Annotated in this window: 6 protein-coding genes; 2 read left to right on the forward strand and 4 right to left on the reverse strand. The window is 44.5% G+C overall.

What is annotated here, in order from left to right; all coding sequences use genetic code 11:
• Positions 1-84 precede the first annotated feature (84 nt).
• From G8O23_RS13115 to G8O23_RS13125, 3 genes are all read right to left on the reverse strand, one after another.
• Positions 85-6,741, reverse strand: coding sequence for a T9SS type A sorting domain-containing protein (locus tag G8O23_RS13115; protein WP_166365569.1), 6,657 nt, complete (start codon positions 6,739-6,741; stop codon positions 85-87).
• Between the two features lie 760 nt (positions 6,742-7,501).
• Positions 7,502-7,819, reverse strand: a complete 318-nt coding sequence (locus G8O23_RS13120; RefSeq protein ID WP_166365570.1) for a GIY-YIG nuclease family protein — start codon at positions 7,817-7,819, stop codon at positions 7,502-7,504.
• Positions 7,820-8,280: 461 nt separating this feature from the next.
• Complete coding sequence (locus tag G8O23_RS13125; RefSeq protein ID WP_166365572.1) at positions 8,281-8,448, reverse strand: hypothetical protein; 168 nt, start codon at positions 8,446-8,448, stop codon at positions 8,281-8,283.
• Between the two features lie 778 nt (positions 8,449-9,226).
• On the opposite strand from G8O23_RS13125, the gene G8O23_RS13130 reads away from it, so the two are divergent.
• Together G8O23_RS13130 and G8O23_RS13135 are read left to right on the forward strand one after the other, a co-directional pair.
• Positions 9,227-17,608 (forward strand): PKD domain-containing protein, encoded by an 8,382-nt coding sequence (locus G8O23_RS13130; protein ID WP_166365574.1) that lies wholly within the window; start codon positions 9,227-9,229, stop codon positions 17,606-17,608.
• Between the two features lie 842 nt (positions 17,609-18,450).
• A complete protein-coding gene (locus tag G8O23_RS13135; RefSeq protein ID WP_166365576.1) occupies positions 18,451-19,437 on the forward strand; it encodes a PorP/SprF family type IX secretion system membrane protein in 987 nt (328 codons plus the stop codon).
• 149 nt (positions 19,438-19,586) lie between these two features.
• On the opposite strand, the gene G8O23_RS17285 is transcribed toward G8O23_RS13135, so the two are convergent.
• Positions 19,587-19,989: hypothetical protein (locus G8O23_RS17285; RefSeq protein ID WP_219932520.1), on the reverse strand; the 403-nt coding region annotated here is incomplete at its 5' end.

The following is a 19,989-nucleotide window of genomic DNA, read 5'->3' on the forward strand; positions in this document are numbered from 1 at the left end:
CTGACAGGTTCTCCACCGATTTATCCAAGCAAAAAGAGAGCTGCAAGACAATCTTGCAGCTCTTTTTATTTATGCGGTGGTAGGCTACCGTTGGATTACCAACCTAACGGTAATCCACCCACCACCCGACGATACCCTAAGAATATAAACACCCGATGCGAAGTTGTTCACATCAATCCTATGGTCGAATTGCTGTGCTTGCTCAGTGCTGTAGGAGTAAACCCTTTGTCCGCTGGGCGAAATTAGTTCAATTACGTACTTAGCAGGGGTTTGGGGTTCAACCCTAACGGTAATCCACTGGTCGGCTGGGTTGGGGAATACGGTAACAACCGTGTTGCTGCCCGGAATTACCTGAACCGATGAGATGGTTAGGGTAATGGTATCGGATGCTTCGCAGCCATAGCTATTTGTAACTGTTAGCCAGTATTCGCCTGGGTTGTCAACCGTAATCGATGGGGTGGTGGCTCCCGTGCTCCATAGATAGTCCACATCGCTTACCCCCGATTCGATGGTGTAGGGAAGGGTAACCTCTTGGTCACCGCCCAGGTCGACCGTTGGGCTTGGGTAGTGCTCAACGGCAGCACTATAGGAGTTGTTGCTGGTGTTATTGTCTAACGCATAGCTAACCGTAGCCTTTAAACCGTAGGTTTTAACCTGCGATAGGTTTGCCTTGGTGCTTAGGGTGAATTGACCCTTGTTAGATGGTTCAATTCGTTGGGTAACGGTATGCTCCTCAGTGGCTACCACTTGGTTGTCCACCTCGAATGTAACAGGTACCTTATCACCAATCCTTAGGATATCTGTTCCCACGTTGGTGATCTCAAGGGTGATGGTTTCGGTTGATGTTAGATCGCATCCTGCTGCTGGGGCAATAATGCCAGTAACAGCATAGTCTGGTACTAGGACGGTGATTGTTACGGCATCGGAACCAATACACCCGTTGTCATCAATAACTGTTACGCTGTAGGTTCCTGTTTCGGTTACAGTAAAGGTTTGGTTGGTTGAACCATCTTGCCACTCGTACGATTGGTAGCCAGCACCAGCATCGAGTACAACCGATCCGGTATTAATTGCCCTGTCGCCTCCCAAATTCACCTGTGGGTTTCCGTAGGCAATTACTGTTTCGGTAAGCATATCGTTGCTAGAGTTTCTGTCAATTGGAGCAATAACCTTTACCCCAATGGAGTGTTCAGAAGCGGAACCTAGGTTAAGCTTGTAATCGAGCGTAATCACAATGCTTTGACCAGGCTCAAGATCGCTTTCCATTTCGAATGTTTCAGTAGTAATTAGAGTACCGTTAAGCCATAGCTCAATATCTATCTCTTCATCGTCATCTAAAACATCGGTTCCTACGTTGGTAACCTCAACCGTAACTTCATGGTTATTACCGAATACGCAAGTGTTGGCAGGCGAAATAAGCTCACTAATGGTGTAGTCGGGCATTAGGATTGTATAGTTGGCCTCTCTATAGCCTTCACATCCATTTGTGTCTTCTACTGTAAGCCCGTAGATGCCAGTTTCGTCGGCTATAAATGTTTCATCGGTTGATACATTAACCCCATTGAATTGCCACTGGTAGAATATGTATTCAGCGTCGCCATCATTCCTTACAGCGCTCAGTTCAAGTGGAACATTTGATATTTTACCTGGTGCATGGTTAAAGTTGAAACTTACCTCTTTAAATGTGGTAATGCTCTTGCTAAGGGTGTTGTTTTCGAAGCCATCATTCTCCATATCAACCCAAAAGTTGATTGTTCGAGTAGTCAATAAGGATAAGTCGATGGTAATGGGAAGGGTAATTTCAACCTCCTCATCAACTCCAATGGGTTCTTCCACAGTATGGATAGCTGAATAATTGGTAAAGTTTTGTATGAAGCCAACCTGAATTTCACGTCCTTCAGGAATTGGATAGTTCCCATTGTTTCTGAGTTTAAATGTTACTGGCTCAGCATTTGAAAGTCCACAGCCAGTTTCTGGTTCTAATACCTCAAGCAGTTCGATATCATCTTTGTAGAAAGTTAGGACTACCTCGGCACTACCAGGACAGCCAGAGAAGTCGGTAACGGTTACGCTATAGGTACCAGTTTCTTCTGCGTTGTATATCCTATCACTTGTATTGTCATGCCAAACGTATGTATCGTAGTATCCAGGGTCAAGTTCTAAGCCCCATCCATAAATATCCCTATCGGCTCCCAAATTAGGGCTAGGGTAACCCAAAGCATAAACCGACTTGTTTCGGGAGTTATTCTCATTGTCAACCTCTTCGGCAGCAGAACTAACAACGAGCTGTACCGTGGCGCTATTCATACCCCCAAGGTTCAATTTCTGATCGAGTGTTATTTGTTTAGAAGTTTTTGATATGAAGTCTTCTGTTAGGTTTATTGTCTCGGTAGTTACAAAAGCCCCATTTAGGAACAAGTTAACGTTGATATCGGTTCCGGAAGTGTATGTTGTATTTCCGTTATTAACTAGAGTAAATGTAACATCAGCGTTGTCCCTAAGCTCGCATCCAGTTCTTGGAAAGGTAATAGTCGAAATTGAAAGGTCGCTGGTCACTACACGCATTTCGTCGTAAGCAGTACAACCATACTCGTTCTCAACCGTTACGCTATAAACCTCATCATTTGGAACTCCCCAAATGGTATAGTTTGCCTCATCAAGGCCATCGTGCCACAGGTACGATAGTATATCCTCGGAGTAGGTTGGTTTTATCTCATACGATTCGGATGTGCTAAATATTTTATAAAGCACATCGGGCTCAATGCTAACCGAAGGTGATGGGTTTACCGTAACAACCATACCTTGCTCATTGTTGCTGTCACTCAAATCTAAAGCGGTGTTAGCTACAAAATTGATGTAGGTTTCACCTATAGTGAAAAGCTTATTTTGTGGGAAAACGTAGGTTGTTTCTTCATTAATTGTAAGTGGATTACTCAAGGTTAACACAGTGTTTTGGTCTCCCATTGGGGTCAGTGCTGAAAGTTCAATTACAGTTCCTGCTGGGAATTCATCATTTCCAACGTTTTTGAGTGTAATTGAAAGAGGAATCTCTTCACCTCCATCGCAAAATTCGGCTGTGGGGTTGTTTATACTTGTTATGGCAATATCGAATGCATTAACAAATACTGAGTGCTGAGCGTCACCACATCCATTGGAATCGGTAGCTGTTACCCTGTAGGTTGAAGAATTGTTCACCGCGGGTGTGTAGGTATTTGCGTCAGTACCAGTAGTAACCCACTCGGATTGGCCAAAAGCTTGCATTTCCCACGTGTAGCTGCTAAAACCTTCTTCTACTTTAAATATCAATGTGTCGGCAGCGGTTGTTGCAATTTCACTGAATTCTTCGAATGTTAGCGGGCTATCGTTAGTTTTCACCAGAATATTTACCTCGGGATATCCAAAAGTTGTTACCTCCTTATCGTAACTGTCATTTTCGCGATCCAGATCCTTTTCAAGATTAGTATAAATTGATATGTTGTAAGTTTTCTCCTCACTAATATCAATAGCTCCAGTAAAGGTGTATTCAACTTCGTCATCTAGTCCTCCCCAACCCAATTCGGGAGTAAAATCCTCATTAAGCACAATTTGATTATCTACTTCAACTACAAGAGGTATAACTTCACCCTCTGTGAAGGTAGAGTAACGGAACGATTTAATAATAATTGTTGGGTTAATTGGAGCAAGCCTTTCACATTCGTTAGCAATATTGGTAATGTTTATAACCCCAATATCTTTTTCTGCAACCATAACCCTTACATCATCCTCGGCGTAGCATGTTAATTCAGGATCGATAACTTTTGTTATGGCAACTTTGTAATCGCCAAACTCGGAAACTTCAATTGAGTTTGATGTCCCAATTGTTGAACTCTCATCGGGTAACTTATACCAGCTGTAAGAGTCGTATCCCGTGCCTGCATCAATAGTTATTGGGTTGGTGAAGTCTTCAACACCAATGTCTGGCCCAAGAGTAAACTCGGGCATACCTAACACCTCAACAGAGGTTTCATGGGAATTATTGGCATTGTTGTCATCAACTTCAAGGTTTGTGTAGGCAACTATTTCATGTACCCCAGCGCTAAACAGGTTAAATGTGTTAGTGGTAGTAAAGGTGTACTCATCGTTTTGCGCAAGTTGGCTAGGGGTAGTTATGGTTTCCATTTTTAGAGCCCCACCATCAACCTGCACAACAATGGGAATCTCAGTATTTTGGGGTATTGTTCTAAAACCATAGTTTTTTAATTTCAGGTCAAGTGGTACGTTATAACCTATTTCACACGCATCGATGGGCGACACCAATTCTGTGATCCCTACATCGAATGGTAGTTCGTAAATTCTAACCATATCAATGGCTACTCCTTCGTATTGTGTGGTTGCGTTTGAACCAAAAACAAAGCGAAACTTCACACCATTAACCCCAATGGCATCAGATGGCAGCATGTTTTTAGCTGTAACGTATTGAGTTTTGTTTACACTCCAGCCAGGGGCGTTTAGGGAGCTGATGGTGGGGGTGTCGAACCAGTTATATGCGTAATCATTATGGGCTGTAAGTGAGGTCCATGTTGTACCCCCATCTACTGAATACTCAAGTGTTAAACCATCAACACCTGGTTCTGTTTGCATCATATAGTCAAATGCAATGATTGGCATTACCGCTGTGCTTAGATCGTAGCATGGGCTTTCGAGATAAGATTTTTCATTGCTCTTGTAGTTCCCCGAAAGCGATGTTGCCCAAGCTCTGTTGCCATTTGATGCATTTTTTATAAATGCACCTGATGGTGTTCCCCATTGCCAGGTACTATTTGTGCCGCTTGGATACCAAAAACCGTTGTTGCTTTCAAAAGAGGATTGGTATGGATATGCATAGGTTGGGAATGCATATAATGATTTACTATGCACATCATTGTTAACATCCTGATCACCCTCAAGGAAAGTTCTAAACCTTAGGTTCTTTAGTCCGGGTGTTGAAAAGTCGGCCTTGGTGGCAAAGGTGAATTCCATCTCGAAATCGCCCTCACCATCCGCTTCACTTTTTATTGGTGAACTAAACTCTTCGCGCACCCATGTGGTTCCACCATTAAGAGAGTATCCAACATCAAAAGTTTTGCTTACCGTTGCGCCGCCATAGTTGCGGACAATAACCTTAACTTCTTCTTGGTTGGTAAGTCCACAAGATTGTATTGGACTAATTAGACTTTTTACGCCAACATCGCTATGGATAAATTCACCTGTTATTGCTAAGTTGTCCACGTTCCATCCACCATAAGCAAGTGAGGTGATATTAGTACCTAATGTAAACCGTAAACTTATGTTTTCCCTTCGACTTAAAAAAGTGTTGTGAGAGCTTCGCATCCAATTGTTATCCTGAATAGCAGCACCAAAATTTTGCCATAGCGTATTCCATGATACTTTGTTGTCGGGGCTTATGCTTACTAGCATATTATGCTGATAGTTTGTGTTAAGCCATCGGCGATAATATACCTGAATGTTCTGAAAATACTTGGCATTGATATTGTCTGAAATGGCGTGGATGGGTTCTGTAATACCTGTTGGGTAGTTACCATCTAAATTTGTTGCCAATGCTGCAGCCCCGTCGTATGGCCCTTCCGGATCCTGACGCCCGCTACCGGTATTATACCCTATTTGCCAATGTCCCGTTGGGTCAAGTTCCCAACCATTTTCTTCATCGAAGTCGTATACCTTAATCGATTTTTGGATATAACTTTTACCTCCCGGATTTAGCTGCAACGAAGGGTATGTGTGACTACCAATGCTTATTGAGTTAGCGGGTATTGAGAAGCTAAGCTCGCTATTGTGGTCAGCATTGATGTCTATATCAGCTGTAATCCAAACTAGGTTGTCACCCGCTGAAAGATTATGGCTGATATCTGTAAATATAAAGGAATTGCCTGACTTGCTTAGGGTTGCATTTATTTGGTTGTTTTTTCTAAAGGTTGAGTCGGAAGTGGAGTAAAGCCTCATACTAACTATATCATCAACCCTACTTCCAATATATTCTACAGTTAGAGAGTTAAGAGATAGTGTACCATCGTTACCTTTTACATTAATAATGGCGTATCCAATTGGATTTAATGTAGTACCCGAGGCTATTGAGATTTTAGTTGTACGTGCACTTACATTGTCTACCTCAAGCGGAAAAACAGCCGACTCGTATACATTTACATTGTCGACACAAACACCATAGCCTGATCGGGAGGTTGCTTCAAAAGCTATTTGAAAGGTGTTTGTTCTTAAGGTGTCATCCAGCTCCGTTTCGTTCTTAAAAGGTAGTACTATTTGTCTGGGAGTCCATACTGCCGATTCATCCAGATACTCTTCTAGTAAATGCCAATCATCTTGCGGGCTTATCCTAAAGTAAACTCGAAGTTCGTCGGCTTGGAGCCTCTTTACCCTAGCCTCATAGAATTGCACGATTGGCTTTGCAACCGTCCTCATATCAAGGGGTGGGGTTATTAGTTTAGTGGTATGTCCTACCGTGTTGGTTTGGAAAAAGGCATTGTAATCACCCTCATAGGCAAACGGGGGACTTCCGTAGGATATGCCAGGGGGCTTAAATCCACCTTGGTTTACAGTCCACGCTCTAGAGCCCGAGATAAAAGCCTGCGTCCATCCTGAAGGAGGGAATGTTGCCCCCTCAAAGCCTTGGGTTAAGGGCAAGGTTACTTGTCCGTATGCATTTATTACCAGTAAAAATGGTAATATTACGATAACTATCCTTTTCATAAGTTCAACCTATTAAGGTTTGTTTATCAATTTAAATCAAAAGATAACTTATTGTACGAGTATTAATCTTCGCATTGAAGAAACAATTCTATAACACCTTTAGTTTTACGACAATGGAAGTTAAGTTGTTCCAAAAAACGAAAAGGTTTCCATATGCCTTTTGATATACTAGGCTTTTCAACTTCAAAATTATTATTTTTTTTGACTAATAATCGTTATTTTGGTGTGGAATGTTACATTGGCTAGATTAATAATTGTTTTACCCCAGTTCTTCTCCCCACAGTGAAGGGTCTTGAAATACTTCTCACCCCAACAAGCCGATTCCATTACTCGTTTCTATGATCTATGCATAGATTCCTCGCTTAGCTCGGAATGACATTTCGTCTTTTGTGAAGGAGGGAAGGGTAGGGTTTGGCGGCAGGGCGGCGTAGCCGCCCTGCCGCCAAACCCCTATAATCGGCTACAACGTGTCATTCCGAACCCCGCTTGTCGGGGTGAGGAATCATCTAATCGCCAGTGCCCACCCTTTTTAATAACCGACTACAGCCTGTCATTCCGAGCGCCTGCCTGAATGACGCAGTCAGGCAGGCGTAGTGAGACCACGCAGTAGCAGCGTAGCTAAATCCATTTGCCGCCTCAATACTTCGTTTGCATTTCCGACAACCTATCATCCCAAGCTTGCATCCCAACTGCTATGCACAGTTCGACCCCAAATTAGCAGTACGATAAAGTCATCTGAGGCATTATCTAACTGTATGATTTATTTATGTATTAGGTTTTTTATCATACCATTATTACATAGTTCTTGCCATTCTGGGTTGAACTCGTTGATTAACTTCTCCTTCTTCGCTCTAGAGTATCCCTTTATCTGTTTTTCACGTGCTATGGCTAGGTCAATGTAGTCGTACACCTCAAAATATACAAGTTTATGCACGTTATACTTTTGGGTAAAGCCCTTTGTTTTACCCGACTTGTGCTCTATACACCTTCGGCTTAGGTTGTTGGTTACCCCAGTGTAAAGAACACTGTTATACTTAGTGGTTAGGATATAAACATAATAAATATAGATCTTTTCCATAGGTCTAAGTAGTTGTTGCGTATCGCTTTAAGCAATATTAATGATTTTTTCCTTAACCATACCCAATGTTGCTTAAGTGAATAGAATCATTTCTGCATTTTTCTTCAGATCTGAAAAAGATTCCTCACCCCAACAAGCCAATTCCATTACTCGTTTCTATGATCTATGCATAGATTCCTCGCTTAGCTCGGAATGACATTTCGCCTTTTGTGAAGGAGGGTAGGGTGTGGTGGCAGGGCGGCTACGCCGCCCTGCCACCACACCCCCTATAATCGGCTTCAGTGTGTCATTCCGAACCCCGCTTGTCGGGGTGAGGAATCCTCTAATCGCCAGTGCCCACCCTTTTTAATAACCGACTACAGCCTGTCATTCCGAACCCCGCCTGTCGGGGTGAGACCACGCAGTAGCAGCGTAGCTAAATCTTCTAACCGCCAGCGCCCACCTTTTTACTCAAGGGTTGACTACTGGCCTAGCCAGTAGTCAACCCTTGAGTATTTACAGTGCCCCCTTCTGTACCGACTAAGCTTGCCATTCCAACTATCTTCCCATACTCCATACCCATTGCCCCCAAGGGTAAGGCTAGTGGCCGTACTCATGAAAGATTCCTCACCCCAACAAGCCGATTCCATTGCACGTTTGTAGAGTCAATATATAGATTCCTCACCCCAAAGGGCGGGGTTCGGAATGACAGTTCGCCTTTTGTGTAGGAGGGGGGTGTGGTGGCATGGCGGCGAAGCCGCCATGCCACCACACCCCCCTATAATCGGCTACAGCGTGTCATTCCGAACCCCGCTTGTCGGGGTGAGGAATCCTCTAATCGCCAGCGTTTACCCTATTTTTACTCAAGGGTTGACTATTTGCTAGGCCAGTAGTCAACCCTTGAGTATTTACTGCGTCCCCCCTTTTTAATAACCGACTACAGCCTGTCATTCCGAGCGCCTGCCTGAATGACGCAGTCAGGCAGGCGTAGTGAGATCACGAAGTAGCAGCGTAGCTAAATCCTCTAATCGCCAGCGTCCACCCTATTTTTACTCAAGGGTTGACTATTTGCTAGGCCAGTAGTCAACCCTTGAGTATTTACTGCGTCCCCCCTTTTTAATAACCGACTACAGCATGTCATTCCGAGCGCCTGCCTGAATGACGCAGTCAGGCAGGAAGCAAGACCACGCAGTAGCAGCGTAGCTAAATCCTCTAATCGCCAGCGCCCACCTTTTTTACTCAAGGGTTGACTATTTGCTAAGCCAGTAGTCAACCCTTGAGTAAATAATGGTTTGTAAAGTGGCCATGTAGGTGGTTTTCTAGTTTTAGTTGAGAAGGGTTACCTAATTCACAACTTTTTTTGATAGATCTCGTTAAAATTTACACTAATAGTGTATTTTTGATGATTGTTTCTCAATAATCTTTACTATGGTTAACTGGCTAGTAAATACTGCTCGCTGCAGCTTTAAATACAAAAGGGTTCTCACTTCATGGGGAGTAGTAGCATTGGTTATGCTGCTAAATGGTAATGCCTTTGCCCAAACCGATACCGAGTTCTGGTTCTCCATCCCTGAGATCAACAGGTACCACCAGAGTGGTACTGTAGCAAATCCTTGCAATGATGGAACCCCAACACGTTTAAATATAACTACCCTTGATAAGCCTGCGGTGGTTACCATATCGATGCCAGCCAACGAGGCTAACTTCACACCCATCGTGCTAAACATACCTGCCAACCAAACTGAGAGGCTTAACCTTTATGACTATATTAGTGATGTGGTGGTTTCGCCAGCACAGACCATGGAGAATGTATTGGCCTATACAGCATCTCATACAGGATTGGCTGAGCCATATATTAATAGGGCTAATAAGGGGATACGGATTACCTCGGATAACCTAATTACGGTTTACTACGAGATTGGAGCCATAAATAATAAGGAGCTGCTAACCCTAAAGGGACGTAATGCCCTGGGCGAAAAGTTTTTTGTGCCATTCCAAACCAATTATCCAATTTCTAGTGGATACAATTACACCCGAAGGCCATACAGCTCTTTTGATATAGTGGCTACGCATGACAATACACATGTGCGTATTACTGTACCCGCACGCATATTTACATTTAGCAATGGCGCTGGGGTAACCTCATTAGCAAACGGAACCCATAGTTTATTTCTCGATGCAGGCCAAACTGCCATTATAACACCCTTTCAGAGCAGAACAGATGAGTATAGAACATCCTTCACTACAAAACTAGCAGGTTCTATGGTTGAGGTGGTGCAGAATAGCCCAGGCGTTATAAAAACCGTGGCCGTCATAACCAAAGAGGACATGGCTCTTAGCCCAGGCTCTGTCGATTATGTTGCCGACCAGCTGGTACCCATAACCCATATTGGAACCAGCTACGCAGTGGTTAGGGGCTATGCTCAGAATAATGGAACATCAACCTCCTACGAGTATTTCTATGTAGTAGGTACCGAAGCTGGTACTAGCGTAGATGTTGAATTTTTTGATGGGAGTACCGTAATAGGAACATCAAGCTTTACGGTTGGGGTAGGAGTCCAGCAAGATGTGCTTATGCCCTTTGCAGCAGAGGTAGCCACTGTGTCAAGCACTAAACCTGTTTATATTTTTCACCAATCGGGGGTGGGGACCCAGTTTGCCGGATCCATTATTCCAACCATAAGCGTTTGCACCGGAAATTTTGTTACCTCCTTTAATCGAACTATGAAGGACAATTTCCAAGCCTGTCCACTAAGACCCGGAACAACTTCCTCGGGAAGTTTCGATTTTTATCTGAATATCCTTGTTTACGAGGGAGCTGAGGATGGTTTTAGGCTGCTTAAGGAGGGTGTTGATGTTACTGCTGCAGAGCTACCTGAACTCCTGCCTGCAAATGCTGCAACTACATTTAAGCCCTTACCGGGCGCTGTTGAACCATTTACAAGGTATAAGTATGCCCGTGTTAAGGCCGACGATATTGTGGCCAATGTAGCCTACCGACTGGTTAACGACAAAAACGTTTTTCACTTGGGGGTAATCAACGGTGCAGGTAATGGTGTAAGCGCAACTAATGCCGATGCTTTTTACGGCTACTTCTCCGATTTTAACGAGATAGTACCAAGGGTTTACGAGGATTATGGTGAGGACGATTCTTACGTGGGTTGTTATGGCGATAATGTTGAACTTGTTGCCGTGGGAGGGAGAACCTTTTCGTGGACACCTACCAAATTTCTCGATAACCCTAACTCCGATAGACCTACTGCAATTAACGTTACCGAAAATATCACCTACACAGCAACCATTAGCGGTGCATGTGCTTTAACCGAGCAGATCGATTTTTTTGTTACAATCTCCGATCCGGTGATTGCAGCATTCACCTCGGATGTTACCTCAGGATGTGCTCCCCTTAAGGTTGAGTTTACCAACCTATCGCAAGGTCATGCTACGAGCCAATGGGATTTGAATAGCGATGGCGATTTTGCCGACGCTTTCTGGTGGGAAGGAATAGATCCCGCTGACCCCACTGTTCTTATCGACCCCTTTAATCCGCCTAACCCCGGTGGAGTGCTAGGGTTGGAACATGAAATTGTGGAGAATCTAGATGGCAAATTTACCGCGTGGTTCGATAATAACACCAACGATTTTATTGACTATGAGGTGACATTGAAGGTGTTAAGTACTGATGGTATATGCCCAAAGGAGGTAAAAAAAACCATTAGGGTATACCCTCGTATAACTGCCGATTTTGCTCTTGATGCGGCTTCTACCGATGGTAGCCCCAATTGTCATCCTCACACAGCCGAATTTACCCCAATAGTTACTGGTGAGGTGGGGCGCTACTACTGGGAGTTTGATGGTCTCAATACCTCGTACGAGGAGAATCCAACCCACACTTTCCAGAATAAATCAACAGGCCCACAAACGTTTTTCCCCAAGCTTACGGTAACCGACCGCTGGGAGCAATGTTCGGACGATGCTACTCGTAGCATTACAGTGCAGCCCTACTTTAATGCAATTATTTCTGCCAGCTATACCGAGGATTGCTCTCCGCTGGTGAATAACAACACAACTATACGTAGTGTGAGCGAAGGTGCAATTGATACCTACGAGTGGGAATTGTGGAGAGTTGGAGATGCCGCTCCGTATGCTATGTCTAGCACAGCAACTCCACCAGCCGAAGTGTTTAACCTCGAAAATAACAGGGACGATAATCAGGTTGAGCAGTATAGGCTTGTGCTTAGGGTTAGCTATGGTGGTTGTACCCCATCGGAGGATGAGGTAATTTTTGAGGTGTACCCTAATCCAACCGCCGATATTACCATAACCCCTCCGGGTGCTCCCGATATTAACTGCTCACCCTTGGTAGTAAATTTAAATGCAAGTAATATACGCAATACCGATAGGTACCAGTGGCGCGTAAATGGTGTGGCGCAAATAACCAATCCCGAGCCTATTATCCCACCACTAGGGACCTACCCCGACGATTACAATGCCCCCATAACGCTTACTAATTTCTATCCTAATCCTGAGGATAAAATAATAACATACACTGCCACCAACGATTTTGGTTGTAGCTTTGTATCTACCCCACAAACCATCGAGGTGCAACCCTACATCCTGGCCGAAATTGTAATCGATCCCTTTGAGATTTGTCCCGATCATGTTACAGGCGATTTTAACGTCTACATTACCCATTCATCAATAGTGGCCGATGGGACATTTCAATGGACAATTGACGGCACCCCTGAAACTCCTGGAGTAGATATTGGTACACGAACATTTAACTACTACTCCCCCAGCTTTACACCAAACGCCGATGGTGAAATATTTATTGATGTTCAGCTAGATGTGTACAATGAAGCTGGCTGTAATGTTACCAGAATTGAGCAGATACAGGTGAACCCACCTGTTACAGTAGATTTTGATGCTTTTATAGGTGGATTACAGGTAGACCCAGGGGTTACGCAGATTTGTCCTCCTGTTAGTATGAATTTTCAAAGTGCGTTTACACCCAAAGACGATAATATTAGCTTTAGGCACTGGAAATTCGGAAATATTGCAGAGTCCAATGAAATTAATCCTGTGCTACAGGTCGAGAATCCACACGCTGCATCATTCAATATGGATGTAACCCTCACGGCAACAAATACCTATGGGTGTTCGGGGTTCAGAACCAAAACTTACGAGATACAGCCCGAGGTTAAGGCCGAGTTTAGTATTGAAAGCGTTGAGGGGTGCGCCCCCTACACCCTTGTTGTAAATGCACCCAATAATGGAACGGATTACGACTGGTTCTTTAGTGGGCAGGATCCCTCTGGGCACTCTCCCGTTTTTACTCCGGTTGGTAATCAGACAGGTGGGATTGTTAAAGAGACAATTACCTTAACGGCCACAAGGGGTGCCTGTCCACCCGTTGTCAACAACAGTGTTGAGGTTACCATCTACCCCGAGGTTCAGGCTCAGTGGACAGACGACCTACCCACAGTAGGCAATGAGTATGGAAACCTTTGCTCTCCTTTGGATATTGAATTCCAAAACACATCAAACTTATATGCTCTCAGCTCTCCAATAGTAAATAATGTTCAATGGGAGGTGTTTGATAGTGCAGATAATTTGGTTACCAGCTCGTATTTGCAAAACTTTACTCCTAGGCTAACTAACCCAAGCCATATTACACCACTAAACTACAGGGTGAAACTAACGGCCACTAGCGAAGTTGCTATTGGAGGCTGTGTAGGAGAACACGAACGAGTTGTGACGGTAAATCCAACGCCTAATGCCAACTTTGATGCCACCATTACTGAAATTTGTACTCCAATGGAGATTGAGATTACAGATTTGAGTGAAACCATAGCCGATGCCGATTACAACTGGGTATGGGACAGCGAGGCAATTGCCACCTCCACTGGAGGACAAAACTGGGAAGTATTATATGATAATTCAACCGAACTGATAACTAATAAGCTAATAACGCTTCATCTGTTAAACGTGTTTGGTTGCGAAGATTACAGCGACTACCTTCTTGAGGTCTATCCTCAGCTAAGTAGCGCAATCAACCTGCTGTCAAACACCCGCGATGCCAGCTGCGATAACGATTTCTTCAGCTTCGAGAACCAAGCTACCAAGGGCGAATCGATTCGTGAGTGGCGATGGTTGGTGCAAAACACTACCACTGGTACTAGTAATACCTACAAAACTGAGAATTTTGAGCATACATTCCGTAATTTTAGTCTAGCTCCGCATGATATCTCAATTACCCTAACCGCCGAGAACCATTTGGGCTGTACCGAGGATGCAACCCATAATATAACCGTTTTCCCTCGTGTGGTAGCTGCTCAAAACTTTGACATAGGCGATATCTGCGGTGGTGATGTGGATCTAACCCTTACCAACTCTTCAAGCAATGTGGGTTCTACTCATGGCAGCGCAACCCCCAGTTTTACATGGATCTTTACACCTAACACAGGCGATCCAGATATCACGTCTGATGGTAGTACACCTGCCGTGTTGGTTAATACGGGTCAAGTCGATCCCATTGATTACACAGTGCATTTCCGTGCGCAAACGCACTGGAATAACTACAATGGTATTACCCGAACCTGTTGGGACGAAACAGCTGGCAATACCGTTAGGGTATATCCTGAGTTAGATCCCATTTATGACATTCCTCCTGCCGTATGCTCAGGTTTAACAGGTGCAACGCTTGAGTTTAATAAGAACGCCAGTAGCAGCGGAGGAGGAATTAACGATGTATCGCTACAATGGGATTTTGGCGATGGAAATACTCGAACCACTGGTTTTGTAAATCAGGTAACCAAAGATTTTACAAACCTTAGCGATGCCGATTTCACCACCAGCACCAAAATATTTGCTACGCAGCTGGCCACTGGATGTACTGCAAATCGTGAGGTTAATGTAATTGTTCACCCAAAGGTGGAATCCATCTTTACATTCGAAATTGGCGATGTTTGCGATTATCCGCTGCCCGTTACCTTTACCAATGCCGCAAAGTATAGCAAGCAGACGGGAGTAACCACACAGTTTCATTGGGATTATGGCTATGGTGGCGAGGAGGATATGTTCAATGCTAGTTCTCCCCTTACACATACCCATCCGTTCACCAATGCCAATCCTAATCAGATTGTAGAGTATGATGTGGAATTTAGCATTACGCAAACACATCCATCGGGTCGAACTTGTGCCAACACATCTACCCGCAAAATACAGGTGTATCCAGAGATGCTACCTAGCTTCAACCTACCAACCACCGAGGGGTGTAATCCGCTTACCGTTAGCTTTAGCAATACAAGTACGGGGGTTAACCTGATTAGAGTTAATGGAACACCTTGGAATGGTCAATTCCTATGGGATTTGGGCAATGGAACAACCTCCAACAGTATTACCCCAGCAACTCGTGACTATGCGCATACCGATAAAACCAAGTCGCTTCTATACGACATAAACCTTACAGCAACCAATCCGTTGGGTTGTGTTAAAACAGCAACCACAAGCACTCCGCGGGTAACCGTTTACCCTTGGGTGGTGTCATCGTTTGCTGTTGATAAAATAGAGGGCTGTACCCCATTGAATGTTACACTAAACAATACATCCGTATCAAGCACTTATACCTACCAGTGGAATTTTACTGGAAATGGTTCAACTGTTTCAACCGCAACATCCACAGCGGCGCAGCCGGGTGTAATTACCTTTACCAATCCATTGGGTGCAGGTGATGTGCTCTCTATTCAGAATCCTGTAATTGATCTAGTTACATCATTAAATACTTCGGTTTACACCGTTGGGGGAGGTTGTACTAAGTCATCAACAGAAACGGTTAGCGTATTTCCTCATGTTTATCCCAGCTTCGATGCCACGTTGGAGGGCTGTCATCCGCTAAACATCAATTTTACGAACACCTCCAATGTGTTTGGTGGTACAGGCAATGGGAAATACACTTGGGATCTGGGGATAGGTGTTACCACCAATAATCAGAGTCCTACTCAGGAGTACCAAAACTCATCTCTGGTTGCTAATCAATCGTATACAGGCCGATTAACTTCTGTATCGGAGCATGGCTGTACCGACTTTTTTCCTTTCACAGTTACCGTTTGGCCAAAGCCCCAGGCGCTGATTGAGCTAACCGAGTATATGGAGTGCTCGCCATTTAACCTCGAGATAATTAACCAGTCCATCGGTAAGAACCGAGGATCGACCCTTGAGTTTACTTACGATTATGGCGATGGCTCTCCAGTTGTTGGGCCTACCACCAATGATGGTAACCTGCCCCATGAGTTCCGTAACTTTAACGACAACATCGAATCGTACACCATATCGCTTTACGTTAAAACCGAGGATGGGTGCGATGATATTACGCACCAAACCATTCAGGTTTTCCCAGAGGTTACCTCAATTTTCGATACCGATGATGGTAATCATGCGTTATGCAACCCATTCGAGGTCGATTTTGTGAATAACTCCCGTAACGCATGGCGTTACTACTGGGATTTCGATGATGGTGGAATCACTTCCTCGTCGTTTGCTCCTAGCTATCGCTTTGTAAATAATGGCACTGAGGATAGAGTATTCGATGTGTCGCTTACGGTGATGTCCGAGTACGACTGCGAGCATACCGAAATACTACCGTTAACGGTTTATGCTGCACCCATTGCCGATTTTGCCATTATCCCTCCTCACCAGGTATTTCCGCAGAATGGTACGCTTCCAACCTTCGAGTTCCGTAACCAGTCGCGTCCAGGTGGTATGCCAGCTTCATGGGCTCATAGTTGGACCTTTGGCGATGGAAATACTAGTACCAGTATGGATCAGAGCTTATCGCACACATACGAGCACTGGGGATTTAGAGATGATGATTTTAGGTACGAGGTTACCCTCTTCATCGAGAATGAGAAGTGTAGCGATTTTGTTGCTCAAAAATTAACCTTGTTGCCACCCGAGCCAATCTCCATATTTAGGGCCGATAACTACCGCTCATGCTCTCCGCTGGTAATAAAGTTCTTTAACGATTCCAAGTTCTACCTGACCGACAGACAGGCAACGGCCTTTGAGTGGAGGTTGAATAATGCCGATGAGCCTTTCTCAACCGAGTTTGAACCTACCCTAACCATTACTGAGCCTGGGTATTACAATATTGGGCTTAGGGTATACGGCGATGGTGGTGAGAAGAACTACTATCGCACCTTTAGGGTGTTTGAGAATCCTGTGGCACGATTTGAGGTGATGCCCGAAAGGGTTCTTCTGCCCAATGCCAAGGTTCACTTCTTTAACCTATCGGAGAATGCTAATAAGTACGTTTGGGACTTTGGCGATGGAACCCCCAAGTCGAGCGAGAAGGATCCGGTTCACATTTACGATGAGCTGGGAGAGTATAGGGTTAGCCTTATGGCTTTTGCCGAGTATGAGCATAAGGACGATGATGGAAACCTGCTGATTCATGAGTGTATCGATTACGATTCGCGTTTCCCTGCCGTTTGGGTTGAGGGTGAGGGTAAAATACTATTCCCCAATGCTTTTATGCCTAGCAAGTTGGGTCCCAATGGTGGTTACTACGATGAGGTGGACTACAAGAATGAGGTGTTCCACCCCGTTGCCGATGGGGTTATTGAGTACAGGTTGATGATATTTAACCGGTGGGGCGAGCAGATATTTGAAAGTAATGATATTAAGATTGGTTGGGATGGCTATTACAAAGGTAAGCTAGCCAATCAGGATGTATACGTGTGGCGTGCTGTGGGTAAATTCTCTAATGGCGAGCTGTTCGATGTGCGGGGTAATGTTACGCTGTTGAGGTAGGCAGGTCGGTTGAGTTAGAGACCTGACAGCGTGCGAAGCTCCTGTCAGCGTCAAATGAATGTAGAGTTTAGAGTTTAATGTTTAGAGTTCATAAAGTTCATAGAGTGTCTAAAGTTTAGAGTTTAAAGTTTAGAGTTTAAAGTTTAGAGTTTAAGGTTTAGAGTTTAAGGTTTAGAGTTTAAGGTTTAGAGTTTAAGGTTTAGGGTTTAAGGTTTAGGGTTTAGAGTTCATAAAGTTTGTAGAGCCTGCCTGTCGGCAGACAGGTTCATATAGTTTAAAGTTTAGTGAGTTTTGATTGAATGATTGGTTTTGGTTGACCTGACAGCCCTGCCTGTCGGCAGACAGGGTGCGAAGCTCCTGTCAGCGTCAAATGAATGTAGAGTTTAGAGTTTAATGTTTAGAGTTCATAAAGTTCATAGAGTGTCTAAAGTTTAGAGTTTAAAGTTTAGAGTTTAAAGTTTAGAGTTTAAGGTTTAGAGTTTAAGGTTTAGAGTTTAAGGTTTAGAGTTTAAGGTTTAGGGTTTAAGGTTTAGGGTTTAGAGTTCATAAAGTTTGTAGAGCCTGCCTGTCGGCAGACAGGTTCATATAGTTTAAAGTTTAGTGAGTTTTGATTGAATGATTGGTTTTGGTTGACCTGACAGCCCTGCCTGTCGGCAGACAGGGTGCGAAGCTCCTGTCAGCGTCTAAAAGATAACGAGGGTTGCCTGATGACCTGACAGGAGTGCGAAGATCCCGGCCAAGGGCAGGTTCACCTACCAGAGGCAGGTAAAATGGCAGCATCAAAATGATAATTAATGGCAGATAACAATAATTATAGTATTTTTACTGTTTAACGTATAAAATTGAAATCACTGAAACGCTTTTTCGCCATATTGCTTTTAGCCTTTTTGGGATTTGCTGCTCACTCGCAGGATCCACAGTTTACGCAGTTTTACGCTAGTCCGCTATACTTGGCGCCATCGTATGCAGGTGGTATTCCCGGCCAGCGCGTGGTGGCCAACTATCGTAACCAGTGGTCGATGGTACCCGGCACATTTCAAACCTATAGCGTATCGTACGACCATAACTTCATAAACTTTAAGAGTGGTCTTGGGTTACTTTTGGTGGGCGACATTGCCGGCGATGGTCGGATGGGAACTACCTTGGCGGGTATAATGTATAGCTACGATATTACGCCGCACCCCGATTACCATATTCGTCCTGGGATTGGGTTTTACTACGTTCAGCAATCTGTAGATTACTCAAAATTGATCTTTGGCGACCAGCTAACCTCTACTCCAATACCCCCGTCCTCAATCCAAGCGCCAGGTAACCCCACTGTCCGCGATATAGATGTGTCTACATCTATACTCGCTTACTCCGACAATATATGGCTTGGTGCCACCTGGGATCATATGCTACGCCCCGAGCGCACATTCTATGGCGACGATGCGCGAACTCCATACAAAATCTCTGTTTATGGTGGAGCACGCTTTATCCTAAGGGGCTTCATTATGCGACCCATTGAGGAGAGCATTACCACTGCCTTTAACCTTAAAATGCAGGATAAATCCATTCAGCTCGACCTGGGCGTGTATTGGTACCGTCAGCCTTTCCTATTTGGCGTGTGGTATAGGGGGATACCACTTGTTAAGGAGTACCCCGGAACCGATGCAGTAGCCTTTTTGTTAGGCTATCGTCTCCAAGACATCAGCTTTGGGTATAGTTACGATTTTACCGTTTCGCGGTTAGGGTTTGGATCGGGTGGCTCGCATGAGATTTCGGTTAACTACACCTTTAAGGCCAACGTCCGTAAGCGGTATAGAGCAATTCCCTGCCCAACCTTCTAGATGGTTACCTACTTTTGTTTTTCCCTAAATTGTCTGGCAATCTTATCCATCAGCAGCATCTTGTTCCCGTTTTGTGCATTGGGTCACCCAAATCAGAATCTATATTACACGCCCAATATAGCGCATCTGGCTAGCTTTATTACTAAGCATTAGGTAAAAGCCCCCTTACTTTCTCCTTGATGAGAAAGTAAGCAAAGAATCCCTGCCCGACTGAAGCGGTCAGGCGGGAATGTAAAACCCTGCCTGCACTGCCGTTTCGGCAGGCAGGGATGCTGCTGCCCGCCCTGCTGAACCCCAAGCCCTATGGCGATGTAGGCGATATGGAACAGGGGTATGGATAACCTATGGTCTGCTGAAAAACTCGAAATTAGAATATGATTCGTTTTTCCGAGGTCTATTCGTTTTCCCTCTGGCATCGGCTGGTGAGCCGAAAAACAAGTGCAGCGGGCGGTAAAAAAAAATCTGCTGTTTGAGCACCGACGTAGGAGGTGCGAGTTCAGATTTTTTCCGCCTGCAAGCGTAGTTTTTCGTGCGAGGCAGGCGTAGCCTTGA

Source organism: Perlabentimonas gracilis (assembly GCF_011174675.1).
GTDB lineage: Bacteria > Bacteroidota > Bacteroidia > Bacteroidales > Tenuifilaceae > Perlabentimonas > Perlabentimonas gracilis.

Coding starts and splice junctions, on each gene's coding strand:
- G8O23_RS13115 (WP_166365569.1), bottom strand. CDS start 6,741: ATGAAAAGGATAGTTATCGTAATATTACCATTTTTACTGGTAATAAAT.
- G8O23_RS13120 (WP_166365570.1), bottom strand. CDS start 7,819: ATGGAAAAGATCTATATTTATTATGTTTATATCCTAACCACTAAGTAT.
- G8O23_RS13125 (WP_166365572.1), bottom strand. CDS start 8,448: ATGGAATCGGCTTGTTGGGGTGAGGAATCTTTCATGAGTACGGCCACT.
- G8O23_RS13130 (WP_166365574.1), top strand. CDS start 9,227: ATGGTTAACTGGCTAGTAAATACTGCTCGCTGCAGCTTTAAATACAAA.